The organism is Paenibacillus sp. JNU01, from assembly GCF_059130585.1.
On the sequence record NZ_CP169723.1, the window covers coordinates 4,388,840 to 4,415,467 of the forward strand.

Here is a 26,628-nt window from a genome sequence, read left to right on the forward strand (position 1 = left end):
GGTGAACGTAGTGAAACCTGTTGGAATGGACAACAACCGTATTTTTCGGAGAGTGGGCGTGATTCTGGCCCTCTTTCTGCTGACCATAAGTATTGGCGTGCCGCTCTTGCTGATTTTCTGGCAAAGTGTCTATGTGGACGGACAATGGGACTGGATGGCACCGATTCGCACGATTACGGGACATCATCTGTCGGGTGTACTGCTGAATTCCGTCTGGCTTGGCATCTGCGTGGTGGCGGTAACTACATTGTTGGCACTGCCGCTCGCCTGGATGATGGCAAAGACCCGGATGGGAGAACATCGCTGGGTCGATGTCATCCTGATGATTCCATTCATGACTCCGCCGTATATCGGTTCCATGGGATGGATTCTGTTTATGCAAAAAGGGGGATACCTCCAGCAATGGATACCTTCATCTGCGAGTTGGAGTGAAATGTTCTTCAGCTTCTGGGGTATGGTGCTCATCATGAGCTTGCACCTGTTCCCCTTCCTGTACTTGCTGCTTCGGGATGCATTGATTCGCATCGGCGGCAATCTGGAAGAAGCGGGAGCCGTGCACGGTGCACGTGCAGGGTACCGTTTCAGACGCATTATTTTACCCTTATTGTTGTCGTCCTACGGCATGGGGATCATGCTGGTCTTTGTCAAAACGATTGCGGAATTCGGTACACCGGCAACCTTCGGGCGCAAAATTGGCTATTATGTCATGACCTCCGAAATTCATAAGTACATCTCCAGTTGGCCGATTGACTTCGGCAAGGCGACTTCACTGGCATCGGTGCTGCTGTCCGTCTGTCTGGTGATGTGGTATATGCAGTCTGCCATGAGTCGGAAGTTCACATATCGTCTGGTTGGTGGCAAAGGGCAACGTTCGAAACGATATTCTCTACGCGGCGGAGCCGGATGGTTGTGCGGGGTGTATCTTGCGATCCTGTTGATCCTGTCGGTAGGTATTCCGTATTTCTCCATCATTGCCGCTTCGACCATGAAGCTGCGGGGATCGGGAATTGCTTTTGATAATCTCACCTTGGATCATTACAAAGAGCTCTTATCTTGGGGATCAGTGAGTATGAAGGCCATCGGGAACAGTCTCGGTCTATCCCTCGCGGCTTCAACCGTTGCTGTTGTTATTGGTACGGGTTTTGCGCTCGCGATCGGCAGATCATCTTCATTCATGCAGCGTGTGATTGACTTGTTCAGTCTGTTGCCTAATACGGTGCCGGGTATCGTGATGGTAGTGGGTCTGATTCTCTTCTGGAACTCACCCTGGATGCCTGTCACATTGTATAACACCTATGGCATGGTTGTTCTCACGTACGTTGTTCTCTTCTTGCCTTACACCGTGCAGTATGTAAAATCGAGCTTTACCCAGATTGACGGAACATTGTTCCAGGCTGGGCAAGTGTTTGGGGGGAAGCCGCTGTATATTCTGCGGCGAATCCTGATCCCATTGATTCTGCCCGGCATGCTGGCCGGCTGGATGATGACCTTTACGATTGCTACCCGAGAGCTGGTAGGTTCGTTGTTGATTCTTCCGCCGTCCATGCAGACGTCGGCGACGTATATTTTTGCCCAGTTTGAACAAGGTCAGGTATCACTCGGAATGGCGATGGCCGTTGTGACTGTAGGCATGACGGTGCTGATGCTGCTTGGAATTGAACTGCTGAATTCAAAGAGAAAGTGGAATGCATCATGATCAAACTGAACGTATGGGGCGGTGCAGGGGAACATGGACGTTCCGCCTATCTCCTGAGGGGGAGCCGGTTCCACCTTTTGCTGGATTGTGGTGTCAAAAAAGAAGGCACGGGCCAGTATCCGCTAATTGATCCGGAGATTGTACCACAACTGGACGCGGTCCTCTTGTCTCACGCCCATGAAGATCATTCCGTCGCCATCCCACTGCTGTATAAGATGGGCTACAAGGGTGAAGTGTGGACGACAAGGGAGACGAGGGAGCAGTTGGGTACGTATTTTCGGGCATGGCGCAGCAGCATGGAACGTGCAGGACATGTAATACCATATGATAAAGTTGATGAGCAGCGTATTCGATACAGGTTCCTGGAGAACGAAGCAGAGCGAGGCCATTGGTTTGAAATCATACCTGGGGTGGCGGCAGTCTGGGGGCGTAGCGGGCATCTGGCGGGTTCGGTCTGGTTCGGTCTGGAGATGGAGGGCAAGCGGATCCTGTACTCCGGTGATTATACGTCAGAGTCCATGTTTCTACAGGATGACGATGTGGCCGACGGATTCCGGCGGGCAGACCTGAATCGCCATAGCTGTGTAGGGGTTGTTCCTGCTCCAGTTCAAAGCCTTCAGGATATGTCCAACTCCAACGCGCCCAATGCAAAAACGGATGCGAACAGCGAACAGGCCAGCGAGTTGGTAATGGGCCAAGCTATGGGAGAAACGCTGGTTGATCAAGCAGTATATGCTCAAACCCTTGCTGCTACAGGATCTACCGGATCAGAGACAGCACTAAGCTCATCTGCAGTGATACACAGCAACATCCTTACCGAACAAATGTACAGGAGAGAAAGTATAGAAGCCATGGCATCCATGACTGACTCATCCCAGGTTAAGCTTGATCTGGCGATCGTAGATGCTGCCTATGGTACGGACCAGGATACGCAGGCCGATAAACTGCAACAACTGGAGAGCGCGATCACCAGTGCGATTGCTCGGGGGGGAAAGGTGTTATTACCCATGCCTGCGGTGGGCCGCGGCCAGGAGATTATTCTGTGGGCGCAGCAATGTTTTCAGGACATCCCCATGATTGTGGAACAGAAACTGGTGGATGGGATGACACAGTTACATCGTGTTCCCTATTGGCTCAGGACGGAAGAGCGGATTGGGGAAGTTTCGCCTGCGGACAGCATCGATCATTTTCTGAGCGGAGAAGGTTGGGCAAAGACATCTACCGAAGAAGAGCGTCTGCAGTTGCTGGAACAACATCATGCTTCCCTATGGTTTGTGCCGGACGGCATGATGCAGTCCTCGCTTGCACGTTGGTACTATGAGAAATGGGCATCGGATGAGAAAAATCTGATTCTGCTCACCGGGCATGTTGCCGCCGGAACTTTTGCCGATGAGTTATTGAGAAATCCAGAAGAGTATGGCAAATGTGAAGTTAGGAAATTGCGTTACAAAGTTCATCAGGGTTGGAGGGATGTGGAGCAGATGTTGGGCCGGATATCGGCACGGCATACCGTGCTTGTGCATACTGACCTTGCGGAGACGGAACGGTTGAGACAAGGTTTGCTTGTTGAAGGTTCATCTGCGGAAGCTGATATCCATGCGTTGTCTCCGGGAGATGAGTTATTCTTTTAATAGTTGCACATCTGATTTTAGTACATCCGAGGCGCCTTTGTGCGCCTCTTTTTGTCTTTTCAATTAAAATGTATTGCAAGATAGACATGTCTTATTGAATCGATATATTACCTGATTTGGTGCGGATATGGACTTGATATTTCCCTTGCCCTGTAGTGCCTTTGGAGGTGTGTTTGTTATCACTAATCTGCTGCAAGTCGAGGGAGTGAGAACGTCTTCCACTTCGAGATTCCATGGTCCAGTTCACATTCGGATTTTCTTCCATTACGTTCAGTGTTATATTACCGCTCGTTGAAACAAGGTGAATGTTGGAGAGAATACGGTCCGCATTTATGTCAATCGAGCCACTAGTCCCGTCAACCCACAAGTTGGATTGGATATGGTTGATCTGGACTTTTCCGGATGAACTGTTAATACGCAGATCACCTTCATAATGAAGTGGGACTCTAACCGTGATTACAGGTGTGTTCGCCAGATTAAAGATCCGAACCATATGTTTACTTGCAGAGATCCTTACGTCTCTGTGTCCGCGGACCATATTAAAAACGGGTTTATGATCATATGCGTTACTTGATACTTCCAGAGAGGTAATATCGGGTACAGTCTCCACGGTTATTGGAGTACTCCCATTATCTATTGAGATGAGGTCAATGGAATTCAGGGATGCCTTTTGTGTGTCGGTAATGGCGCTACTGGATAAGCTGCAGGATGTTAAAACAAAGAGCAGACAGAAGCATAAGGAAATAACTTTTGTCATCAGATCACCTCCGGTATGAATTTGAATTTTGTATGACTTCATGTTATATGATGACGTAACGTCAGGATCAAGGTGTTTTCCGAAAAAATAGGGGTTGAAGTTGACGTAACGTCATTATGTATAATGGTCACGAATTCAGTTATATAGGGCAAAGGAGGGTAATAATCATGAAAACGGAAGATATTCTCATATATAGTTGTGTTATTATCGGGGCAGGTATAGGACTAATCATGAATCATGTATTTCCAGGTGTGTTAATTGGGCTGGGGGTAGGCTATCTGTTGAAATATACGATGATAGACAGGAAAAAGAAAAATGATATGTGAGCTGTAGGAGGTGTATAACGCATTGTATATTCATATTCATGAACTCGCGCACAGAACGGGAATGACAGTGAGAACATTACGATATTACGACTCGATCGACCTCTTAAGTCCTTCCTCCAAAACGGAAGGGGGGCACAGATTATATGTAGAAGACGATTTAAAGAAGCTACAGCAGATTCAATTTTTCAAAAATATGGGCTACTCGCTAAAAGAAATTCGGGAGATGCTCACTGATGAGTCATGGAATTGGGAACAGTCTCTAAGGAATCAACTTTCCTATATTATAGAAGAACAACAGCGGTTGAATTCTATGGCCTCATCTCTGAGAGAAATGTTAAACAGCCTTATAATGGAGCAAGGTAATAAGCAAGACACGCTTGAGAAGCTGATTCAGCTCTCCAAGCCAAATATGGACAGGCTACGATCATATAAAGAAAACAGCTTTAGCCATGATGAGCTGGAATTATGGGAGAAACTGCCCCGTATGCAAGGTAATGATCCCGATTCTCTGGAATGGATTGCACTGATTGGCCAGTTGAAAAGTCAGATGAATAATGCCCCTAATGACGATAAAGTCCAGAATGTAATTCGTCGTATGCTGGAGAAGCAGCAGGAACAATTTGGGGGAGAGGACGCTTTTTTGGATAAACTGTGGGATGCCAGAAAATCTACTCAAGCATCCAATGAGCTTGGATTTTATCCGTTGGAGCCAGACCTGCTCAATTATATGGAAGCGGCTTATGATATTTTTATGGAGAACAAGAGTGGACCTACTCATGAAGGCTGAATTACTTTTTTATATTGGGGGACTTGCACTACTGGATACATTAAGTCCTGCGCTGATCGGTGTAACGTTATATTTAATGATTCAAGAGAACCGGCGTTTTGGCTCACGGCTCATGATCTATGTAGTGACCGTCATGTTTTTATACTTGGTCCTGGGCTGTTTACTGATGGTAGGATTGGAGCTGTTACAAGCAATCTTCACGTCATTTTTTCAACATAAAGTTGTGAGCTGGGCCCTTTTGATCGTAGGAGGAATACTCTTTACAGGGAGTTTCTGGGTCAAACCGAAGGCAGGTGGAAGAAAGAAATATCAAGTTCCCCGTTCCACGGGGTTCAAGGGATTACTTGTCATGGGCATCTCTACATTTTTGTTGGAAGCAGGAACCGCTCTTCCCTATTATACTGCGGTAAGTCTGATGATCACGGAGGGACTTCCAATAACGGGATGGATACTCATTCTTATTGGATATAATCTAATCATGATCACGCCACCCCTTGTGATCTATGTGTTGCATACATGGCTGGGTTCCAGGATACAGGGGATCGTGGAAAAGCTGCAAAGAAAACTGGAGGAACAGTCCGGGTCAGTTCTCTCCTGGATGATGTGCATTGCAGGGCTGGTTCTGATCTTTAGTGTGCTCGATTATATATAGTGTCTACTGACGAATGAACAGGTTTTCGCTGAGGGCGAGAGCCTGTTTTGGCGTGCCGATCTGTCTACAAATCGGAGAACGTAGGAAAAGATACATAGAGAGTGGTTAACCTTTATCGTATGTAATTTAATTTCACATACAGTTTGACTTGTGAAATTTTATATCATATACTGGGTAAAATGTTGGCAGATGACGTGATCATCGGGTCTTGCAGGAGGTTGGAAATGGATGGATACAGGCAGCTATCCGATGTGGGAGAAGTATCGTTTGAAGCAGGAGCATCTGGTCATCGGACTAATGTCAGGGACATCTCTGGACGGAACGGATGCAGCGCTGGTGCGTATTCAAACCGATATGAGCGGTGCATTACAGGAGATCGAGCTGGTTGATTTCGTCTGTGTGCCGTATTCGAATGAATTAAGAGACGTACTGATCCGGTTATGTTCACCGGGGACTGCTCGTGTCGACGAGCTGACAGCCGCGCATTTTGGTGTATCGGAGTGGTATGCGTATAGTGTTACGGAATTGATGCAGTCTGCCGGTATCTCAACGCAGCAGGTGGATGTGATTAGCATGCATGGACAGACGGTATGGCATGCTCCTGTAGCATCTGCGTTTCCAGGTCCATCGGGAGCAAGTATTGATGTGGTATCGACATTGCAGATCGGTGAATGTGCTGTCGTTCGAGAACGGACAGGACTGCCAGTGATTGGCAACCTGCGAGCAAGGGATATGGCGGCTGGTGGGGAGGGTGCTCCGCTTACGCCTTATGCGGATGCTCTGATGTTCCGCAGTCCGACGGAAGGGCGGCTGGTGCAGAATATCGGCGGCATTGGAAATGTAACGGTGCTTCCATGCGAGTCATCTACCGAAGGTATTTCGGCTTTTGATACGGGACCGGGCAATATGGTGATGGATGCCATTGTGCGGCAGGCAACGGACGGGCGGCAGCATTATGATCCGAGTGGAAGCATTGCCGCACAGGGGAAGGTCGATCAGGGTCTGGTAGACCTGTGTTTGGAGGATGAGTATTTCAAACGACTCCCGCCGAAAAGTACCGGGCGGGAAGTATATGGCGCCGCGTATGCAGTGAGACTGATGGAGATGGCCGCAGCACGTTCCTTAACGCTGGAAGATACGCTGGCTACTGCCACCTGTCTGACCGCAGAGACCATCGTACGTGCAGTGAAGGATTTTATCCTGCCCAAAGTGCACATATCGGCCATGCTCGCCTGCGGTGGTGGCACTTCCAATGCCACGTTAATGGAGATGATCCGTCACAGACTTCCAAAGGAGATCCGTTTGGAACGAACAGCAGATTACGGCATACCGGATGATGCACGGGAAGCCATTGGATTTGCTTTACTTGGCCATGAGGCACTTATGGGCAGAACCAATACACTTCCGGCAGTAACCGGCGCGAGACATGCCGTAATCTCAGGCAACCTGACACTTTAGTAAGACCTGACCTTCGAATGGAGTTCAGTTATGGAAGGACAAGGAATTCAATTAGACGCGAGTGAAATTATAAGATAAAATGCTTGTACATGAATGCAGTATGGAAAGGAGGAGCGAATGGAGAGCATGAAAGGTGGACTTGTACGTTTACGCGCATTAATGGATGACCTGACCCCATCGGAGCGGAAAATCGGAGCTTATATTCTCGATCACCCACAAGAAACTGTCCAGTCCTCGGTGGCACAGTTATCCGAACGTAGCGGGGGCAGCCCGGCAGCTATTATTCGTCTCTGCAAATCGCTCGGGGTAGCGGGTTTCCAGGAACTGAAGCTTAAGATTGCTGGAGATTTACAGACGGATGAGCAATATAATTATACGGAGATTCGTCCCCAGGACTCCATGGAGAGCATTATTCAGCATGTGTCCGCAAATAATATTCAGTCAGTGAAGGATACGGTTCATATTCTGGACCCACGTCTGGTGGAAAAGGCTGTGGACGTGCTTCATCGGGCAAACCGGATTTTTTTCTATGGGGTAGGGGCCTCGAACCTGATTGCGCTGGATGCACATTACAAGTTCATGCGAATCAATCGCACAAGCTTTTCGTTTGCCGATCCACATATGCAGATTTCGTCTGCAACGACGCTCCGCGAAGATGACGCGGTGGTATGTATCTCGTATTCAGGAGAGACATCGAATGTAATCTCCTGTCTGAAGCATGCTCACGAAGGCGGTGCAGCGACAATCAGCATTACCAAGTGGGGCAGCAATACACTCAGCAGTATGGCGGATGTGCCTCTGATGATTACGTCCACCGAAAGTGATATTCGGAGTGGAGCAACATCGTCACGGATTGCCCAGTTGAACGTGATCGACATTTTGTATCTGGCGATTGCCAGTCGCGACTACAACCAGTCGGTGGAATATTTGGAGAAGAGCCGGCAGGCTATTCTGGAGCATAAATGAAGTAGAATCATATGAATCCCCTTTCTGTTTATCATACAGGAGGGGATTTTTTGATGCCAATAATATCTGCTTTTCGTATAAAAAAAGCCCAAAAAGAGCCCAGACTGATGTCAGGCTCTTTCAACTTCAAGGACGATGCGCCCTGCTTGGTTCAGGAAGGACCGGCAATGGCGCTGCGGACAAATCCGTCAGCCAGATCCAGTCTTCGCTGTGCTTCCACGGCGTCCACACCAGCCATCAGCATGACGATTGCCGTTTTTACATGACCGTCTGCACCGGCAAAGGCCTGTTCAATATCTGCCTCATTCGCTCCGGTTGCCAGATGGATCATGCGTTTGGCCCGATGGACAAGCTTTTCGTTCGAAGGATTCAGATCGACCATGAAATTACGGTAAACCTTGCCCAGACGAATCATGGCAGTAGTGGTGAGCATATTCAGTATCATTTTCTGGGCGCTGCCTGCCTTCATACGTGTTGATCCCATGACAACCTCCGGGCCGACAACGGCCTCGATGCTCACATCAGCCAAAAGGGTCATCGGCGTACCTGCGTTGTTACTCAGGCTGATCACCGTAGCTCCGATCTCCCTGGCGTGTCTCATCGCACCCAGCACATACGGCGTTCGCCCACTGGCTGCAATGCCAACCACGACATCGTTTTTGTCTAATCCATGTTCATCAAGGTCCGCCGCTCCCAATTCCTCACTATCTTCAGCACCTTCAACAGGGTCCTTCACTGCCCGGAATCCCCCTGCAATAATACCCTGCACCATGGAGGGAGGGGTTCCGTAGGTAGGCGGACATTCCGAAGCATCAAGTATCCCCAATCGTCCACTGGTGCCTGCACCTACATAGAATAGCCTGCCGCCAGACTGAAAGGCCTCCAAGATCCGATCCGCCGCTTGGGCAATGACTGGAATCAGGGGCTGAATAAGCTCTGCAATCCGTTGATCTTCCTTATTGATCAGTTCCATAATTTCTGCCGATGGCAATTCATCTATATGATCCGTTAGTGGATTGGGTTGTTCCGTTACTAATGAGTTCAGCATGTGATTCATCTGTACGGCCTCCTTCTCTCTTTTAGAATGATACATTCAGGGAACGGCATCTTCTTGCCAGTAGTGCTGCACCTACCGATGGAGCAGGGGCATCTTCACGATATACAAATTCCAACTCTCCATAATATCCCGATAACTTCTGGATAAATGTATTTCGGAAAAGGGCTGCATATCGAAACAGCGACCCGGACAGGACAACCTGAGTAGATGCAAATTCGGGATGACGGGCAATCAGCGCTTTGGCGGTATCCGCCAATTGTGCGGCCTCATCGATGATCAGTGCCTGGGCAGCCTCGTCTCCAGATTCAGCTGCCTCTACAGCAAGGCGGGCGATGGATGCTGTCTCGCTTTTGCCCCAATTCGTCTGATAGACCAGCGACTTTAGCTCCGATATATCCCGAAGGTTCAGTTTCTTTAGAAGAAGCGGGGTTAAACGGGTTGGAGGAAGAACACCATCATAGCTCTGCATGACCACTTGGAGTGCACGTTGTCCAATACGATAGCCGCTCCCTTCATCTCCTAGCAGATGACCCCAGCCTCCTGCACGGTATCGTTCTCCTTCTAGCGTGAATCCGTACACGATGGACCCTGTTCCAGAGATGCACAATACACCGTGAGTATGTCCGAGAGAGGCCATCAGGGCAATCTCTCCTTCGGATACAACCCAGACAGGGCAGCTTTCTGCTCCCTGTCGATTACGACTCTTCATATAGTTATTTACAGCGTCGGCTATAAGTTGCCGTTCTTGCACGGTATCTACACCTGACATACCGAGGCATATACCTTCACAATTTGTCGATAGATCACTTTTTAGATTGAATAGCTGTTCCAGCACTCGTTGCAGTTCGGAAAGGGCCTGTTCCAGGGGTACGCTGTGAGGATTCGTGGGGCCTCCGCTGAGCCGGGCGAGAATCTCGCCAGATTCAGAAATGATTGCTGCATCAGTATTGGTACCGCCTCCATCTACGCCAACATATACTCGCAAAGTGGCTCACCTCGATTGCTTGAGTTTTCTTTTTACATAGTATAGAGGCATAAAATGAAAAAGTAAAATTAAATTTTATATTAAAAAATAATGTTGAATTTTTATTTCAGAGCTCATATAATGAACTCAATCTACAATTTTGGAAGGAATTAATACTGTTAATGTCAACTAAGTTGACGTTATATTGCATTTAAGAGATTAATCCTGCGTACGTTCAGGTCTAATCCATAAGGGAGGTGCATTTTCCTTACTGCCACGCTCAATAGTCTGTTAAGCCGTTTAAGGATGGATGATTTCAAAAGGGGTAGCACGGTTAGGCAATGCAATTATCGGGAGACGACACGCGAAGGAGATGAAGGGATGAAAAAGAAGGGTCTAGTGTGGGCAATGTTGTTGATGATGGTCATGGTTACTGCCTGCGGGAATAGCGGGGGCGCTGCTTCAGATGATCCCAATGCAGAAGATACGGTGACCGTATGGACGTATCCAGTACATGGAACATATGAAGATGAACTGAAGGATCTAATCGTTGATTTCAATAAGGAACACCCGAACATTACCGTGAAGACGGAAATGCTCTCCTGGGCGGAAGGGCCCAAAAAATTCGATGTCGCTCTGAATGCCGGGAACCCGCCGGATCTTTACTTTCATAGTGTAGACGGCACGTATGTGAATACAGGATTGGCACTTGAGCTGGACAGCTACCTGACACCTGAGATCAAGGACGATTATCTGCCAGGAACGCTTGAGTTAGGCCAGATTCAGGGGAAACAATATGGACTGCCTTTATATCAATTCCAATGGGCTTGGGGTGGTAACAAACGGATCCTGGAGGAAGCGGGCATTGACTGGAAATCGATTCAGCAAAATGGCTGGACCTGGTCCGAATTCAACGATGCCGCAGCCAAATTGACCAAAACGCTCGATGGCGGGGCTAAGCAGTATGCATTGGTTACGGATGGTACTTCGCTCGATTTCATTGAATTGTTATCCAGGAACAACGGCATGATTGATGTTCTTGATAAAGACGGCACGTTCCAATGGAATGATGGTCGCATTCTGGACACCCTCTCTTTTATCAAAAACCTGATGGATCAAGGGTATATGCCGAAGGAAACGGCAGCTCTCGCTCCAGCGAAACGGACGGATATGTTCTACGCAGGGGAAACAGCGATCATCTCCAAAGCGATTCCTTATTATGATGTGATGATTCAGAACCGCAACAAGGATATCGATGATGGCAAGGTACAGGGGGAAAAGATTGATTTTGTCCTGTTGCCTGTACCGCATAACGATGATCAACCTGCGGCAACAACGATGGGCGGCGAAGGGTATGTAGCCTTCAAACAGAAGAAGGACAAAGGCGAGCAGCATGCCAAAAATACGTTCCTGGTGATGGAAGCGCTCAGTGGCGCCAAAGCAGGGAACTCCGCCAATGAATTGGCTCTCCCATTCGTAAGACAGTCCCAGGTGGATCTGTTTAAAGGAAAAGAACTTGGTCAAGCCGATAATCTGGCTGCTGCGAAAGTCATGGCAGAGGATATTGCGATGCCGGTTGTACTGGAACTGGATATCGACAAAGCATCACAGCAAAAACAATTTAAGGAACAAGTAGTGAAGCCTAACATTCAGGCGCTGTTCTCGGGTGAGAAAACACCTGAGCAGATCGCAGAAGACTTCAAGAACAAAGGCCAGCAGATGTTCGGACAATAACGTGGACAATCAAACATAATGTATAACCACACTGATTAGGAGAGGAGGATTCGCCATGCAGACCGCCCTTGCGCCAAAACCGTCTGCGCCCCGGACTTCCCGGGCTGCCCGGTTTTGGCGAGATTACGGGTGGGCGTATTTGTTCATTTTGGCGCCTGTCCTGCTGTTTCTCATTTTCACACTGTATCCCGTACTAACAGCTCTCGTGATGAGCTTCCAGAAATACAACATTATGAATTCGACGTGGGTTGGATTGGATAACTACGAGCGACTGGTGAAGGATGAGACGTTCTGGAAGTCGATTAAAAATACGGTGATCTTCACTGTAGGTACAGTCCCAGTCAATATTCTCATTACATTTGTACTGTCCTATTTCATCTATCAGATGAAAAGTAAATGGCAGACTTTTTTCAAAGCTACGATGTATCTGCCTGCGGTAGCCTCCGGGGTAACGATCTCCATTGTATGGCTGGCGATCTTTGATCCAACCGATTCGGGACTGCTGAACCGCTTCCTCAGCCTGTTCGGCCTTGACCCGGTGATCTGGCTGGGCCAGTCGGGAACGGCACTCTTTTCCCTCATTCTCATGAACTGGCTCGGATCGCACGGGGCGGGCATTATTCTGTATCTGGCAGCCATGGGCGGTATTCCGAAATCGCTGTACGAAGCGGCGGATATTGATCATGCCAGCGGCTGGACCCAGTTCAGCAAGATTACATGGCCGCTACTCAAACCAACAACGCTGTATCTGCTCGTTACAGGTGTGATCACGTCTTTCCAGGTGTTTATCTCGGTATATCTGATGACACAGGGTGGACCAAACTTTGCGACAACAACGATCGCTTATCTGATCTACGAGACGGCATTCAAATTCTATGAATTTGGATTGGCTTCGGCACAGTCGTTCGTATTGGCGATTATCATCATTGTCATTTCCGTCATACAGTTCAAATATTTCTCGAGCGATATTGAGTATTAGAGGTAGTTCAACTGAAAACCGACCTTTTTGAACACGTACGATTAGAGCACGTTGCATTAAGCATCCGGGGGTGAATGAAATCCATGAAATCAACACAGAAAAAGACACTGCTCGTTGTTGCATCCATTCTGCTGGTCGTCTGGGCGCTGGTGACGGTCATTCCGATGTACTGGATGCTCGTCGGTTCGGTGCAGGATAGCGCGATGTCGGCGTCGTTTAAACCACAGATGATCCCGGAGCAGTTGTCGTTATCGCCATATGAGCGCTTTTTTGCCAAAACCGATGCCTGGCGCTGGCTGTACAATTCGCTGCTCATCTCGATCATACTGACCGTAACCAATGTATTCTTCGCCTCCCTGGCGGGATATGCATTTGCCAAACTGAAGTTTCCGGGTAGTCAGGCGGTGTTCTGGACTCTTCTGGGGACCATGATGATTCCAGCACAGGTGACGTTAATTCCTTTGTACATTCTGATGGTCAATGTGTTTGATCTGGGGGATACGTATACAGCTATTATTCTTCCTGCTGCCGTCAGCGTAGGGAACATATTCCTAATGAAACAGTTCATGTCCACGCTGCCCACATCACTGATTCATGCGGCGCGTATTGATGCATGCAGCGAGTTCGGCATCTTCTGGAAAGTGATCCTGCCGATGGCGAAGCCGGGGATCGCGGTGCTGGCGATTTTCACGTTTGTCGCTTCGTGGAACGAATTCTTCTGGCCGTTCCTGATTACCAATTCGAATGAGATGCGTACGATTCAAGTGGGGCTGGCCTCGTTCGTGTTTGCCGAATCAACCGATTTCGGCGCGATGATGGCGGGGGCAACAATAGGTGCGCTGCCCATGATCATTCTATTTTTCTCACTGCAACGTTACTTCCTGCAGGGCATTACGATCGGTGCAGTTAAAGGTTAACTGTTAGTTCAGGACAAGCGACAACGTAAAGGGGGATCTACCTATGGCACGCGTGGAGTTTCGCCAAGTGCGCAAAGAATTCAAAGACGATCATAAAGGAACGTTCACGGCTGTGGCCGGTTCGGACTTTGTTATAGAAGATAAGGAATTCGTAGTGTTTGTGGGTCCTTCGGGCTGTGGCAAGACAACGTCACTGCGGATGATTGCCGGACTTGAAAAGCAAACAAGCGGTGATATTGTGATTGGTGACCGGCTTGTTAACGATCTGCATCCGAAGGATCGGGATATCGCGATGGTGTTTCAGGATTATGCACTCTATCCGCATATGACCATCCGTGAAAATCTATCCTTCGGCCTGAAAAATCTGAAAAAGCCAAAGTCTTATATTGATGAACAGGTTCAGAATGCGGCCTCCATTCTGGGACTGGAAGCGATGCTGGAACGCAAACCACGCGAGCTGTCTGGTGGTCAGCGCCAGCGTGTGGCAGTGGGACGTGCGATTGTCCGTGATCCACAGGTGTTTTTATTCGACGAACCACTGTCCAATCTGGATGCCAAGTTGCGGGTGCAGATGCGAGTGGAATTGGGAGAACTGCATAAACGTCTTGGTGCCACGATTGTGTATGTGACGCATGATCAGGTGGAGGCCATGACACTTGGAGAACGCATCGTGGTTATGAATCATGGCGATATTCAGCAGGTGGCTTCACCGAAAGAACTTTATGCGAGTCCGCGGAATATGTTCGTTGCCGGATTTATCGGTTCCCCGGCAATGAACTTTATTGATGCACGGATTGACGGTACACAGGTTGTCATCGAGGGGGCCTCATTCACTTTGCCAGCGGATGTACTTGCTCGTCTTGAGAGTTATCAAGGCAAGCCGGTAATTATGGGGCTGCGCCCAGAGCATATTTTTGGTGATGATGTCGCTCCGAATATCCCGACAGACCATATGCTGCAGGCGCGGGTTCAGGTTGTAGAGCATCTGGGCTCCGAGAATTTGGTGTATTTCCATTCCGGTACCCGTACGGTTACGGCCAAGGTACACCCGGAAACACATGCTTATGTAGGAATGGACAAAAATTTTGTGCTGGACTTGCGTAAGGCACACTTTTTTGATCCAGAGACAGAGCTTGCGATTGGACGGGAGTAAAAGACCGGGCCGGGTGAAGAGGAACGGTAAGAAAGGGGAGAACAATGAATGCGTAAGCTGAGTGAAGTGTTGGTCAAGTCAGGCGCAGAAATCTATCGAGACATTATTTCAGTGGCTCTGTACAGTGTCGTTAGCTCCATCGTATTGGTTCCCATTCTGATGTTTGCTCCGCTACCGATTGCGGTGCTGCTTCTGGCCTTGATATATATGCCCCTCCTGTTCGGGGTCTGTTATGCCATGCATCACAGGCTGGAACGCAAGGAACGCCGTAATGGGCTTAAGGATATCTGGCTCGGAACGGTGAAGGGAATAATCCCGGGAGGATCAGTCGGTGTGCTTTTCGCCGTGCTTGGTTTCATTCTATGGTCAACCTGGTGGTATTACGGTGGACAGGGTGGGATTACAGGTACAGCGGTAGGCGTATTCCAGACGTTCTTTGTTCTCATGGCTGTGATGTCACAGTTCTATACCTGGCAGCTTGTTTTACAAAAAAACATGGGCATCCTCCAGGCGATGGGGGAAAGTGTAAAGCTGTTCTTCCGTCACCCGGGGTACACGATGAGTGCCTGTTTTCAGGCCATGTGCCTGACTGCTTTGCTGATGCTGACTGTTGTTGGTTTCGGAGCGCTGTTTGGAGGTATGTTTGCCATCTATCAGCATAAGGTGGCTCTCAATGTGCTGGAGCCTGAAGAGGAACCTGTCGTAACAGGCGGTAATGATCACCAGCATACAGGGTGGATCAGCCAGGGGAATGTGTAATGAGCCAGATGAATGGAACCGGGCAGATGCCGGCTGTAAAAACGGGAGTTGACCTTCTGTCGAGAGGGTTATCGCATCCATGGTTAACAGGTGCTCGAATCGGTCTAATTACGAATCCGACTGGAATTACAGCGGATTTTGTATCGACCATAGATGTGTGCGCGGGACTGGCTAATGCCGAGCTTACAGCGCTCTATGCCTGTGAGCACGGACTGGATGGAGAACTTCAGGCGGGTGTCAGATTCGGAGACATGCATCATCCACGTCTGGACATTCCGGTGTTCAGTCTGTATGGGGATCACAAGAGACCTACGCCTGCAATGCTGGCAGGAGTCGATACGGTCCTGTTTGACATTCAGGATGTGGGCGTCCGTTATTACACGTATGCCTCAACCTTGTTCCATATGATGGAAGCCTGCGCTCGATCAGGCAAACGAATGCTGATTCTGGACCGTCCCAATCCATTGGGAGGGGACGTCGTGGAGGGCGGTGTGCTGAACGCTGGGTATGAATCACTCGTGGGTGCCTGGCGTGTACCTATACGTACCGGATTGACGGTAGGTGAACTCGCCCTGATGGTCAACAGCGAGATGGATGTACCTTGTGAATTGGACGTGGTTGCCATGGAAGGATGGCAGCGCGCTATGGAGTTTGCGGATTGTGGGCTTCCCTGGATGCTGCCCTCTCCCAATATGCCCACGCTGGACAGTGTGAGGGTATATGCGGGTACGTGCCTGTTCGAAGGCACGAATGTATCGGAGGGCAGGGGCACGACCCGCCCATTCGAGTGGATTGGGGCACCCTGGGTTGAGGGGAAGCGTTTGGCGGAACGATTTCGGGAATACAAGCTGGAAGGTGTGCATGTGCATCCAGTGTACATGTCGCCAACATTCTCCAAACATACAGGTGAACTGTGTGGTGGCGTAAGGATCTTTGTAACGGACAGCAGGAAATTCCGGGCGGTAGAGACGGGGCTAGTGCTTTTGCATGAACTGGTGTCACTCTATCCGGAGCAATTCTGCTGGCTGGAGCCGCCTGAGCCGGGTTCGAGGTACTTTATCGACCTCCTGACAGGGGGGAAGGTCGTCAGGGAGACCATTCATGACCGTACGGAATTCGTTTGTTTAATGGAAGCGTGGAAGGTACAGGCAGCAGAATGGAAGGAGCGGCGAAAGCCGTTTTTGTTATATCCATAAACGGATGTTGGTTATCGGAGGGAGGCATGAAATGATTGGGCAAAAAAAGTTATACCAGTCTCGTCTGAAACAGATGACCTTGCGTGAGAAAGTCGGGCAAATGCTGCTTTGTGGCTTCCATGGCACTGAAGCTACTGGCGATGTGGAATCCTTTCTCAGAAAGTATCCCATTGGTGGGGTGATCTATTTTGCACGAAATGTTGAGTCGCCAGAGCAGGTAGAACGGTTATCGTCGGGGCTACAACAGATTGTCAAAAGCAGCGGACATGTGCCGCTCTGGATATCCATTGATCAGGAAGGTGGCATGGTAGCTCGAATTACTGAAGGAATCGCTCTGATGCCTGGACAAATGGCCATCGCCGCTGCCGGTTCCATCGACGATGCGTATCAGGCGGCATATATCAGTGGGTTGGAGCTGAAATCCATGGGCATTAATATGAACTTTGCTCCAGTACTGGATGTGAACAATAATGCGGCCAATCCGGTCATTGGTGTACGATCATTTGGTGAATCTCCACAATCCGTTGCAGAATATGGGGCCAGAACCATTGCGGGAATACAGGACGCCGGGATTGCAGCGACAGCCAAGCACTTCCCGGGGCATGGGGATACGGACACCGATTCTCATCTGGACCTGCCGATCATCACTCATGATCGTGATCGGGTAGAGCGCCTGGAGTTGATTCCATTCCGCACCGCCATCGCCGAAGGTGTCGATGCCATGATGTCAGCGCATATTTATTTCCCTGCACTGGAGCCAGAAGGTCTGCCCGTAACGCTATCGCATACCGTATTAAGCGGTCTGCTTCGCCAGGAACTGGGTTATGAGGGCATGATCGTGACAGATTGTATGGAGATGGATGCCATTGCGGTGAACTATGGCACGGTCGATGCAGCTGTGATGGCGGTAGAGGCCGGAGCGGATCTGGTATTAATTAGCCATACGTCCAAACTTCAGGCAGAGGCATTTGAAGCGTTGCTAGCAGCTGTGGAGAGCGGACGGATTAGCGAAAGTCGTATCGATGAATCAGTGACCCGCTTGCTGATGTACAAGGCGAAACATGGGTTGCTGGAGAATGAATTGCACGGTGCAGGCGATGATGAAGTGATTAGTACATTCTCAAATATGACCTCCCCGGATTCATCAAAAGATCTTTCACATTCCAGCGGGTCTGAGCGCAACAGTTCATTACACCAAGAGGTTGCCCGCCGAATTAGCGAGAACAGTATTACACTGGTACGCGATCAGCTGAATATGCTGCCTTTGAAGCCGGAACGTACGCTGGTCATAACGGTTGCCACGTCCGTGACGACAATTGCAGACGAACAGCTGAGTCAGACGTTCACCTTGGGCTCAGCTTTATCCAAGTATGGTCTGGATGTTGTTGATCGGGTGGTTACGCCCGAGGAAGTTGCCATTCGTTCCGCACGTCTGCTTCAAGCAGCGGAAGAGGATGGGGTTCGACAGATTGTGGTAGGTACCTACAATGCGGGAAGTCCTTCCGGTGATCCACAGTGTCGACTGATCGGCTGGTTGCAGCAACTGGGCAAGCCATTGGCAGTGGTGGCATTGCGAAGTCCCTATGATCTGCTCGCGATTCCGGGTGCACAAGTCTATGTAGCGGCTTACGAGAGCCGGCCACTTGCCATGGATAGCGTTGCTCAGGCGCTGATGGGACACATTCCTTTTGCAGGGAAGCTTCCTGTGACGATAAAGTAGACGAATGTTGAACGAACGGATGGATGGTTGCCTGGCAATGATGAGAATGCGAGTTGCTCTGCCTTTTGCAGGATGGGAAATAGATTGTTTGAGTGAAGTGGAAGTATGAGTCGTAAAAATAAAAACATATACAGCGCAAAGAGACGATCCTTTATAGGACCGTCTCTTTGTTATGTGTATACAAATAATTATACATTATTGCAATTGCAGTGCTTGGGCTGTCTTGGTTTCAACTTCATCCAAAAGTGAAGTCATGTCCATACCTGCGTGGTTACCGAGCAGGATAATCGTGATATCATCGGACAGATTACGTGAAAAGGCTGTAGCGAACCCGCCGCCACTACCGTTGTGGAAAACGGTACGGTTGTTGCCGTTCTCTTTGAGAATCCAGGCGTAACCATAGTTTTTATCGGAGTATGGCTCATACATCTGTTCAATCGTATCCTGGCTTAGAATCTTGTCCGTATACAGTGCACGGTCCCATTTCAGCATATCATCTACTGTGGAATAGATGGTGCCCGATCCGGATTGAGAAACATAATAAGGAGCAGTTACCCAGGCGTTATCTTGTTGAACAAAACCACTAATTGTATGCACTTTACGGGAAGCCTCTCCCGAATTTTTCATGCCAAGTGGCTTCAGTATCGTCTGCTGCACATAATCGGCGTAACTCATGCCGGATACCTGTTCTACGACGTATGCAAGCAGAACATACCCGCTGTTGCTGTATAGATATGCACTGCCTGGTTCAAACTTCAGCGTTTTGTGGCGAATCTCTTCTACAGTCTCTTCCATGGAAGTTCCTTCACCCCGACCAAATGCGGATGGCAGACCTGAAGTCTGGGATAACAGCATATGCAGTGTGATCTGATCTCCCTTAGGAATGCCGGAGATATACTTGGAGATTGGATCTTGCACATTAATCTTACCTTCCTCCACGAGACTCATAATGGACGCGGCCGTGAAGGATTTGCTCAGCGATGCGATTCGGGTCTTCTGATCCGGACGATTCAGCGTCTGTTCATCGGCAAGGCCGTAGCCTTGTCTTAACAGGACTTCACCATCGCGGGCAATCAGCGCCATACCTGGATAGTTGATCTCGCGCAGATACGTATCTACGCTGGCAACTTCGCTGTTCAGCAGGCTGACTTGATCCGTGACCATATTCACGCTCATCTGACCCGTGGCTGTTCGTTGGACCTTAATGTCTGCCTTGATTGCATTGGCCATGGCCCGGACAGGCACCATCAACGTACCGTTAATGGTACGTGAATTCACACCTGTAGCAAGATCAACCTGATTTACCCTAATGGAATTACTGCCAGCCTGATGCACCAGCTTGTCTCTGCCAACGGTAATGGTAGCTGTCTTGGTGTGATTATCCCATTTCAAGGTGCCTTTAACGGATGTGACGACATCCCGCAATGGAACAAACGTTGAGCCTTTGATGATAAGTGGTGCGTTCCTCCAGGATTGCTGCTCACCATTCACTTCAATGTGAACTGCTTGCGTTGTCTGGGCTGCGGCTGCCGTGATGCCGGCTTGTCCCAGAATCGGGCCTGCGCACAGGATGAACGCTAACAGGATACGAAACATGGATGAATATACTGTGGAAACAGGTTGTTGCATGTGTGACTTACGTAAGATGTGAATCCTCCCCTTCCAATCGTTTCATGAATAGACAACTTATGAGCATTGTAAACGATCTCGCCTGGAGGGTCAAAACGATTAACGGATATAATTCATATCATCTGATCAGATTATTTAGATTAAATTTGTACCAATTTAGTATATATACATAATATTTTTACAGCGATTGTCCGATAAAAGGATGGGTGAAGATTATGATGGGGGATAGTTAAATGAAGAAAAGGATTCGAAACTGGTTTACTTTAACCGTAAAAAAACGTCTGATCGCTGCATTACTCCTGTTCCTGATTGTACCGAGCATTACCGTCGGTTGGTTGTCTTATCAAAAGGCTGCCGACCAAGTTAAGCAGGAAATTATTCGTTCCGCTCAGGCCAAAACGGAAATGCTTAGTCTGCAGATAAATCAAATGTTGGAAATGGAGAAGGATAACGCGGCACAGATGGCGGCGGGTATGACTTCAAACGATATTATTAATCAATCCCCTGCGCTGCAAAGGCAGATGGATCGGATGTCTCAGAGTCATAAGGAATTGGGGGTACTCACCGCAGGTGCGGAAGATGGCAGCTGGATGAAATCCCCACAATCCGAGGAACAGAATTATGATCCTCGTGAACGTTCATGGTATAAGATGGGCATGTCTCAGGATGTCCCTGTAATCTCGGATACCTTCCAATCGGCTTCTACGGGTGAGTGGGTTGTGACCGCAGCGGTCAAGCTGGCTGATGGCAAAGGGGTATTCGGGGCCAATGTCAGTCTCAATCATCTGAAAGAATCCGTTGATCAGATTCGCATCGGTAAAGAAGGAAAGTTGTACATGCTGGATAACGGGGGTAAGTTCCTGTTCCATTACAATATAGAATCCGGTACACAATCAGATGAAAGCTATATTAATGAGATGTATACGAAAGACAGTGGAACCGTGAAGTATACATATGAGGGTCACGAAGTGGAAGCTGTGTATTTCACCAATCCGGTGACAGGCTGGAAAATTGTTGGTGAGATGGTTCCTTCGGAAGCAACGGAAGCCGTCATGCCTATTCTGATCCGGTCGATTACGATCGTGGCATCTGCAATGGTTATTGGGTTGATTCTGCTTGTTTTTATTATCCGCAGCATTCATCGGCCATTACTACAACTAACACAGGCAGCATCGCAAGTAAGTGCAGGCGACCTAACCGTTCGTGTAGGCTTGCAGCGCAAGGATGAGTTCGGACAGCTTGGAGAGAGCTTCGATATGATGACGACTTCACTGCGTAGTGTACTTGGAGAGGTGCATGATACTTCAAGCCAGCTGGCGGCATCTTCTGAAGAGCTCATGGCAAGTTCCGAGCAGACATCCAAAGCTACAGAGCAGGTGGCTGAACTGATGCAGGATGCAGCTGCAGGAACAACTTTGCAGAACAATAGTCTCGCTGCTACAGGCCAACTCGTTGGCGAAATGTCCATTGGAGTCAAAGAGATCTCATCCAGTGCTGAGGACACCGCTCGTATCGCTCTTGATGCTTCCACCAAGTCGGAAGCGGGTATGGTTACCGTGGAAGAAGCGGTCACCCATATTCAGCAGGTGAATGACGAGAGCAAGGCCATGTCTGTGGTCATTGAGGATCTGCGCGCGAAAAATGAAGAGATTCTTGTGATTGTGGCCGAGATTACGGCCATTGCCAAGCAGACGAACATCCTCGCATTGAATGCGTCCATTGAAGCTTCAAGAGCTGGCGAGCAAGGAAGAGGATTCGCTGTTGTAGCCAACGAAGTGAAAACATTGGCTCACAGTTCAGGCGCTTCAGCAGAGCGCATTAATGAGCTTATGCACGAGATGCAGGAGAAAACCAATGCAGTGCAATCGACCTTTGCCCGTACGGGAGAAGGTATGGTGAAGAGTTCACAGATGGTTACCGAAGCGGGCGAAGCATTCCAGAACATTCGTACTGCGGTTCAGTTGGTGGCTGCACAAGCTGGAGAAGTATCCGCGGCTTCCCGTCAGATTGATGGCGGCATGAGTCATATCAACAAGGCGGTAAGTGATACAATGGTTCTGTCGGACAGAATTGCCTCTGGAACAGAAGATGGATCGGCGGCAGCTCAAGAGCAATTGGCCACAATGGAAGAGGTTGCGGCATCTTCGGCAGCATTGTCACGTATGGCTGAAGATCTGCAAAGCATGATTGAACGGTTTAAGTTGTAACAGTGATGATACTGGAACAATAAGTGAAGATACATGTTTAAGGAAGGAGCTAAAATGCCCTTTCTGCGATGAGACTGCGGGGTTACGACCCTGCGGTCTTTTTTTTGTTAAACAAGGGGTGACCGTGATGTCCTTAAACACAGTGTCCTTTTCAAAAATGTTGACATATTACAAACGAAATAATAATATGTCTATAAATAAACAAACATAAATATATTAAGTTAAATATTATTCGGTTGAAATGACCATGACAATAAAAGGAGTTTTACCATGAAATCATCAGAAACCTGGTTGCAAACCGCTTCATTGGAAGAGATCAAGCGTGGTTATCTGGAGGAAGGTCCCGTCTATGTATGCGTCTGCTGTGGATACAGGACGGAAGCGGGGATTATCTACCCCGAAGAAGGGGTGCTCTATGAGGCAGCCCGTTATATGCGTGTGCATATTGAAAAGGTGCATGGGTCAGTATTTGAGTACTTGCTGGAGCTGGATAAAAGCGTAACCGGATTGTCTGATGTCCAGCGTGGTTTGCTGGCTCAGTTTCATGAAGGCAAGAAGGATGCTGAAGTACAGAAAGCCCTTGGTATTGGGAGTGCCTCCACAATCCGGAATCATCGGTTTGTATTGAAGGAGAAGGAACGGCAGGCCAAGATATTCCTGGCATTAATGGAACTTCTCAAAAGCAAGGATACCCAGGCTCCAGCCGAATGGGTGTCACCGGTGACAAGACATGAGCATACGATCTATCCTGGCTCATTTAATATTACAGAACAGGATCGGCAGAAGGTGCTGAATAAATATTTTCCGGAGGGTACTGGCGGTCCACTGACGACGTTTCATATGCAGCAAAAGCATAAATATATCGTGCTCACCGAGATAGCCAAACGATTCGATCCAGAGCGCCAATATTCCGAAAAACAGGTCAATGAGCTGCTGAAGGAAGTTCATGAGGATTACGTGGAAATAAGGAGGTATCTCATCGACTATGGTTTGCTCAAACGTGAGTCAGACGGCAGTCAGTATTGGTTGGGAAGCCGCGCAGATGAACAGAGTGCCGGAGATGGAAAACAGGAACGCAAAGAAAAGGGGGAGCAGGAGAAGATGAATCGTCGCAAAGAATTGCAGGAACAGGCGAAGGAAGTCAAAACGGAAGCAGGTGTCTACCAAATTCGGAATGAACGTAACAACAAAGTCTATATCGACAGCACGCTTAACTTGAAAACCATTAACGGACAACGGTTTATGCTACAGATGGGTAGCCATCTGAATCGGAGGTTGCAGGCTGAATGGAATGAATATGGAGAAAATGCGTTTGTGATCGAAGTCTTGGAGACATTGAAGCCAGATGATAACCCATATTACGATCCCAAAGATGCACTCGCCAAATGTCTGAACCGTTGGTTTGAACAGTTAGAGCCCTATGGAGATCAAGGGTACCACGGAGATAAAAAGCCATCTGCTGACTAAGTGGGACAGGTTCCTCTCTAAAATGCCTGACCTATTATAACCCAAAGCCCCTTTGCCAATATGATGGCAAAGGGGCTTTGGGTGTTACAGACTACCTATTATATAAGTTGAACTAATCTTTTACACGATAACGGAGAGGACAGAGAAAACCTGAAAAAGCGAAGCGGTCGCCTTTATCCCCGGATTTTCTCCTTTGGAAAAGGGAATCAAAAAATCTGGGGATAACAGCGATTGGAAGGTTATTCTGTCATCGTAGTGTTAGTGTAAACCATCTTTAGTTCAACGATTACAGCTTGAATTGTTCCACCAGCTTCTGCAGCTTGTGAGCCAGATGAGCAAGGGAATCAGCAGAGGAAGATATCTCCTGCATGGAAGCCACTTGCTCCTCCGTAGCAGCGGAGATGTTCTCTGTTCCATCGGCATTGGTTTCCGATATCGCGTGGATCTGATCAATGGATTGCACTACTTCGGCTGTACTTGCAGACATCTGCTGTGAGGCGGCTGCAATGTTCTCGAGCTGATGATTGACGACCCCGACAGCCTGACTAATCTGGGCAAAAGCTTCATCTGCAAACTGAACAGCACGAATGCCATTGCTTACATCCTGTTGCCCGATCTGAACATTGTGATTGGCCAATGAAATCTCCTGTTGAATCGCTCCAACCATCTCTACAATCTTCTGACCGGACAGGCTGGACTGTTCTGCGAGCTTGCGAACTTCGCTGGCAACAACGGAGAAGCCACGTCCATGCTCACTTGCACGTGCCGCTTCAATAGAAGCATTGAGAGCAAGCAAATTGGTTTGTGCAGCGATATCTGTAATGACAGATACCATCTCACCAATGGATGTGGAATGCTGTCCAAGTCGTCCAGCAGTATCTGCCATACCTTGTACAAAGCGACTAACGGAACTCATCTCGGATACGGCCGTCTGCATCGTGGCATTTCCTTTATCCGCGAGCTCACTGGCTTGCATGGCAGCTTCAGATACTTGCTGTGTGCTGTTCGTTACCTGTCCCACACCTCCAGCAAGCTCATTCATCTGCTGTGCCGTATGCTTCAGGCTGCTGGTTTGTTTCTCAAGTCCAGCTGCAGATTCTTCCGTGATCAGGGCAACTTGCTCTGTGGCTTTGGTTGTCTCGGATGAATTGACTGCCAACTGTGTGGAAGAGGCGGTTAACTCGTCAGCCGTGTGTCGCACGTCTTGAATAACGGTTCGCAAGGATTCACTCATCTTATTGAAACTGGTGCTCAGCTTGCCGAATTCATCCTGTCCCAATACAGCAACCTCGATGGTCAGGTTACCATTACTAATCTCGTCAGATGCCTTCACCAAGCGGTTCAGCGGTTTGGTGATGGATTGCACAATCCAGAAAATAATGATGGAGCTTACAGCGATCGCAATCGCAATAACGATAAGTGTGGTGTACAAGATAGGCCGGACAGATGCCGTTACTTCACCACTATCAATGACACCGACCACGGTCCAGCCTGTCGTTTCATTAGTGGAGAAAAAGGCGTGTTCCTGGTTTCCGTTTAGCGTATAAGTCAGACTTCCGTTCTTCTGTGCAAAAATATCTTTATAGGGCTCCATGGTTCCTTCGGTTCCCGGTTTTTCGGTAGGATGTACAATGATTTTGTTGGCATTATCAATGATATAGACATAACCCTTCTCACCGATCTTTGTGGAATTAACCGTCTGGGAGAGGGCCTCAAGCGAAAGACTTACAGAGACGACACCGTGTCCATCTGCCGAGGTCTGAGCTACCGAAGCAACAACATTGCCGGTATTGCTTGATATGTAAGGGGTGATTACGGTAGGGACATCCTTGTTCTGCGTAGCAGCCTGATACCACGGGCGTTCGCGCGGGTCGTATCCTTCTTTGTTCACCGCAGTTACAGGGGAGTTAATATACACGCCTTGATCCGTGCCGATGGAGGCAAGTTCCACGTCATCATGGGTTTCCTTATACGCGTCAAGCAAGGTACGTATGGTATCCGTCTCGTCACCTTGGTTCGGTCCAACATTGCCTGCATCCAGCTGACTTGCCAAGAAATCAACATTCTTACTTGTTGCGCCAATGATCTGATCAATGGTCTGGTTGAGCACGGTAACATTGCTAATTGCGTTCTCATACATTTTCTCTTCGACCTTGGCCTCGGCGGTTTGGAACGAGATAATGCCCAGACTGATTGTGGGAATGAGTAGAACAATGGCAAATGACAGAATCAGTTTCTCTCTCATCTGCAGCGTTCTTCTGGCCCTTTGTTTATTAATCTTCTTCATACACATTCCCCCTCTGTGTAACCCATCCCTATGTCTGGTGGACAAGTCAATCTGGTAAAAGATAGTTCATTCCATCCTTTCCAGATGTTTCTGGTGCTATCGTATGACAAAATTCGAGTTTATTCAACATTATTTATGAGTTTTATGAAAATATTTTTCGGTTTTATAGGTATTTAGGATTACATCTGTTCTATAAAAAAGAATCTGTCTCTCCCTTAGTGCACATCTTGTGGTATATTTCTAAATTAATGTGAAATGAAATTTTGCAAATTGCGAAATCCACAAG

General features: G+C 48.5%; 21 protein-coding genes. 16 read left to right on the forward strand and 5 right to left on the reverse strand.

Features of this window, described 5'->3' with window-relative positions:
- The first annotated feature begins 25 nt into the window (after window positions 1-25).
- A complete protein-coding gene (locus tag NLBNIHML_RS19200) occupies window positions 26-1,696 on the forward strand; it encodes an ABC transporter permease (protein ID WP_494354726.1) in 1,671 nt (556 codons plus the stop codon).
- A complete protein-coding gene (locus tag NLBNIHML_RS19205; RefSeq protein ID WP_494352526.1) occupies window positions 1,693-3,327 on the forward strand; it encodes an MBL fold metallo-hydrolase in 1,635 nt (544 codons plus the stop codon). The genes NLBNIHML_RS19200 and NLBNIHML_RS19205 overlap by 4 nt, the downstream gene beginning before the upstream one ends.
- A gap of 91 nt (window positions 3,328-3,418) precedes the next feature.
- On the opposite strand, the gene NLBNIHML_RS19210 is transcribed toward NLBNIHML_RS19205, so the two are convergent.
- A complete protein-coding gene (locus NLBNIHML_RS19210; RefSeq protein WP_472475054.1) occupies window positions 3,419-4,084 on the reverse strand; it encodes a DUF4097 family beta strand repeat-containing protein in 666 nt (221 codons plus the stop codon).
- Between the two features lie 167 nt (window positions 4,085-4,251).
- Between NLBNIHML_RS19210 and NLBNIHML_RS19215 the strand changes: the two genes are divergently transcribed.
- The 5 genes from NLBNIHML_RS19215 to NLBNIHML_RS19235 all read left to right on the forward strand — a co-directional run bounded on the left by NLBNIHML_RS19215 (window position 4,252) and on the right by NLBNIHML_RS19235 (window position 8,273).
- A complete protein-coding gene (locus tag NLBNIHML_RS19215; RefSeq protein ID WP_494352527.1) occupies window positions 4,252-4,410 on the forward strand; it encodes a hypothetical protein in 159 nt (52 codons plus the stop codon).
- A gap of 22 nt (window positions 4,411-4,432) precedes the next feature.
- Window positions 4,433-5,197 carry a MerR family transcriptional regulator gene (locus NLBNIHML_RS19220; RefSeq protein ID WP_494352528.1) on the forward strand — a complete coding sequence of 255 codons (765 nt, stop codon included), beginning with the start codon at window positions 4,433-4,435 and terminating at the stop codon, window positions 5,195-5,197.
- Window positions 5,187-5,849 carry a GAP family protein gene (locus NLBNIHML_RS19225; RefSeq protein ID WP_494352529.1) on the forward strand — a complete coding sequence of 221 codons (663 nt, stop codon included), beginning with the start codon at window positions 5,187-5,189 and terminating at the stop codon, window positions 5,847-5,849. Before NLBNIHML_RS19220 ends, NLBNIHML_RS19225 begins: the two co-directional genes overlap by 11 nt.
- A 228-nt stretch (window positions 5,850-6,077) precedes the next feature.
- On the forward strand, window positions 6,078-7,307 hold the full coding sequence (locus NLBNIHML_RS19230) for an anhydro-N-acetylmuramic acid kinase (protein ID WP_494352530.1): 1,230 nt from the start codon (window positions 6,078-6,080) through the stop codon (window positions 7,305-7,307).
- Window positions 7,308-7,433: 126 nt separating this feature from the next.
- Window positions 7,434-8,273, forward strand: a complete 840-nt coding sequence (locus NLBNIHML_RS19235) for a MurR/RpiR family transcriptional regulator (RefSeq protein ID WP_339242872.1) — start codon at window positions 7,434-7,436, stop codon at window positions 8,271-8,273.
- A gap of 151 nt (window positions 8,274-8,424) precedes the next feature.
- Here NLBNIHML_RS19235 and murQ read toward each other — a convergent pair whose 3' ends face one another.
- Entirely contained in the window at window positions 8,425-9,330 is a 906-nt protein-coding gene (gene murQ, locus NLBNIHML_RS19240) for an N-acetylmuramic acid 6-phosphate etherase (RefSeq protein WP_339239164.1), read from the reverse strand.
- 22 nt (window positions 9,331-9,352) lie between these two features.
- Entirely contained in the window at window positions 9,353-10,315 is a 963-nt protein-coding gene (locus tag NLBNIHML_RS19245; protein WP_494352531.1) for an N-acetylglucosamine kinase, read from the reverse strand.
- 360 nt (window positions 10,316-10,675) lie between these two features.
- On the opposite strand from NLBNIHML_RS19245, the gene NLBNIHML_RS19250 reads away from it, so the two are divergent.
- The 7 genes from NLBNIHML_RS19250 to nagZ all read left to right on the forward strand — a co-directional run bounded on the left by NLBNIHML_RS19250 (window position 10,676) and on the right by nagZ (window position 18,752).
- The gene (locus tag NLBNIHML_RS19250) at window positions 10,676-12,028 is read left to right on the forward strand and encodes an ABC transporter substrate-binding protein (RefSeq protein ID WP_339258427.1); all 1,353 of its coding nucleotides are present in this window, start codon (window positions 10,676-10,678) and stop codon (window positions 12,026-12,028) included.
- Between the two features lie 55 nt (window positions 12,029-12,083).
- On the forward strand, window positions 12,084-13,007 hold the full coding sequence (locus tag NLBNIHML_RS19255) for a carbohydrate ABC transporter permease (RefSeq protein ID WP_339239167.1): 924 nt from the start codon (window positions 12,084-12,086) through the stop codon (window positions 13,005-13,007).
- Between the two features lie 83 nt (window positions 13,008-13,090).
- Window positions 13,091-13,924: a carbohydrate ABC transporter permease gene (locus tag NLBNIHML_RS19260; protein ID WP_105601619.1), complete on the forward strand. Its 834-nt coding sequence runs from the start codon at window positions 13,091-13,093 to the stop codon at window positions 13,922-13,924.
- A gap of 43 nt (window positions 13,925-13,967) precedes the next feature.
- Complete coding sequence (locus tag NLBNIHML_RS19265; RefSeq protein WP_339239168.1) at window positions 13,968-15,077, forward strand: ABC transporter ATP-binding protein; 1,110 nt, start codon at window positions 13,968-13,970, stop codon at window positions 15,075-15,077.
- A gap of 48 nt (window positions 15,078-15,125) precedes the next feature.
- The gene (locus NLBNIHML_RS19270; RefSeq protein ID WP_494352532.1) at window positions 15,126-15,836 is read left to right on the forward strand and encodes a hypothetical protein; all 711 of its coding nucleotides are present in this window, start codon (window positions 15,126-15,128) and stop codon (window positions 15,834-15,836) included.
- Window positions 15,836-17,032: an exo-beta-N-acetylmuramidase NamZ family protein gene (locus NLBNIHML_RS19275; protein ID WP_494352533.1), complete on the forward strand. Its 1,197-nt coding sequence runs from the start codon at window positions 15,836-15,838 to the stop codon at window positions 17,030-17,032. Before NLBNIHML_RS19270 ends, NLBNIHML_RS19275 begins: the two co-directional genes overlap by 1 nt.
- A 31-nt stretch (window positions 17,033-17,063) precedes the next feature.
- The gene (gene nagZ, locus NLBNIHML_RS19280) at window positions 17,064-18,752 is read left to right on the forward strand and encodes a beta-N-acetylhexosaminidase (RefSeq protein ID WP_494352534.1); all 1,689 of its coding nucleotides are present in this window, start codon (window positions 17,064-17,066) and stop codon (window positions 18,750-18,752) included.
- Window positions 18,753-18,947: 195 nt separating this feature from the next.
- Here the strand turns inward: nagZ and NLBNIHML_RS19285 are convergent, their stop codons facing one another.
- Window positions 18,948-20,381 carry a serine hydrolase domain-containing protein gene (locus NLBNIHML_RS19285; RefSeq protein WP_494352535.1) on the reverse strand — a complete coding sequence of 478 codons (1,434 nt, stop codon included), beginning with the start codon at window positions 20,379-20,381 and terminating at the stop codon, window positions 18,948-18,950.
- A gap of 233 nt (window positions 20,382-20,614) precedes the next feature.
- Between NLBNIHML_RS19285 and NLBNIHML_RS19290 the strand changes: the two genes are divergently transcribed.
- Both NLBNIHML_RS19290 and NLBNIHML_RS19295 read left to right on the forward strand, forming a co-directional pair.
- Complete coding sequence (locus tag NLBNIHML_RS19290; RefSeq protein WP_472475033.1) at window positions 20,615-22,588, forward strand: methyl-accepting chemotaxis protein; 1,974 nt, start codon at window positions 20,615-20,617, stop codon at window positions 22,586-22,588.
- A gap of 270 nt (window positions 22,589-22,858) precedes the next feature.
- Window positions 22,859-24,055, forward strand: coding sequence for a DUF2087 domain-containing protein (locus NLBNIHML_RS19295; RefSeq protein WP_494352536.1), 1,197 nt, complete (start codon window positions 22,859-22,861; stop codon window positions 24,053-24,055).
- Between the two features lie 286 nt (window positions 24,056-24,341).
- Here the strand turns inward: NLBNIHML_RS19295 and NLBNIHML_RS19300 are convergent, their stop codons facing one another.
- On the reverse strand, window positions 24,342-26,342 hold the full coding sequence (locus NLBNIHML_RS19300) for a methyl-accepting chemotaxis protein (protein WP_494352537.1): 2,001 nt from the start codon (window positions 26,340-26,342) through the stop codon (window positions 24,342-24,344).
- Between the last annotated feature and the right edge of the window lie 286 nt (window positions 26,343-26,628).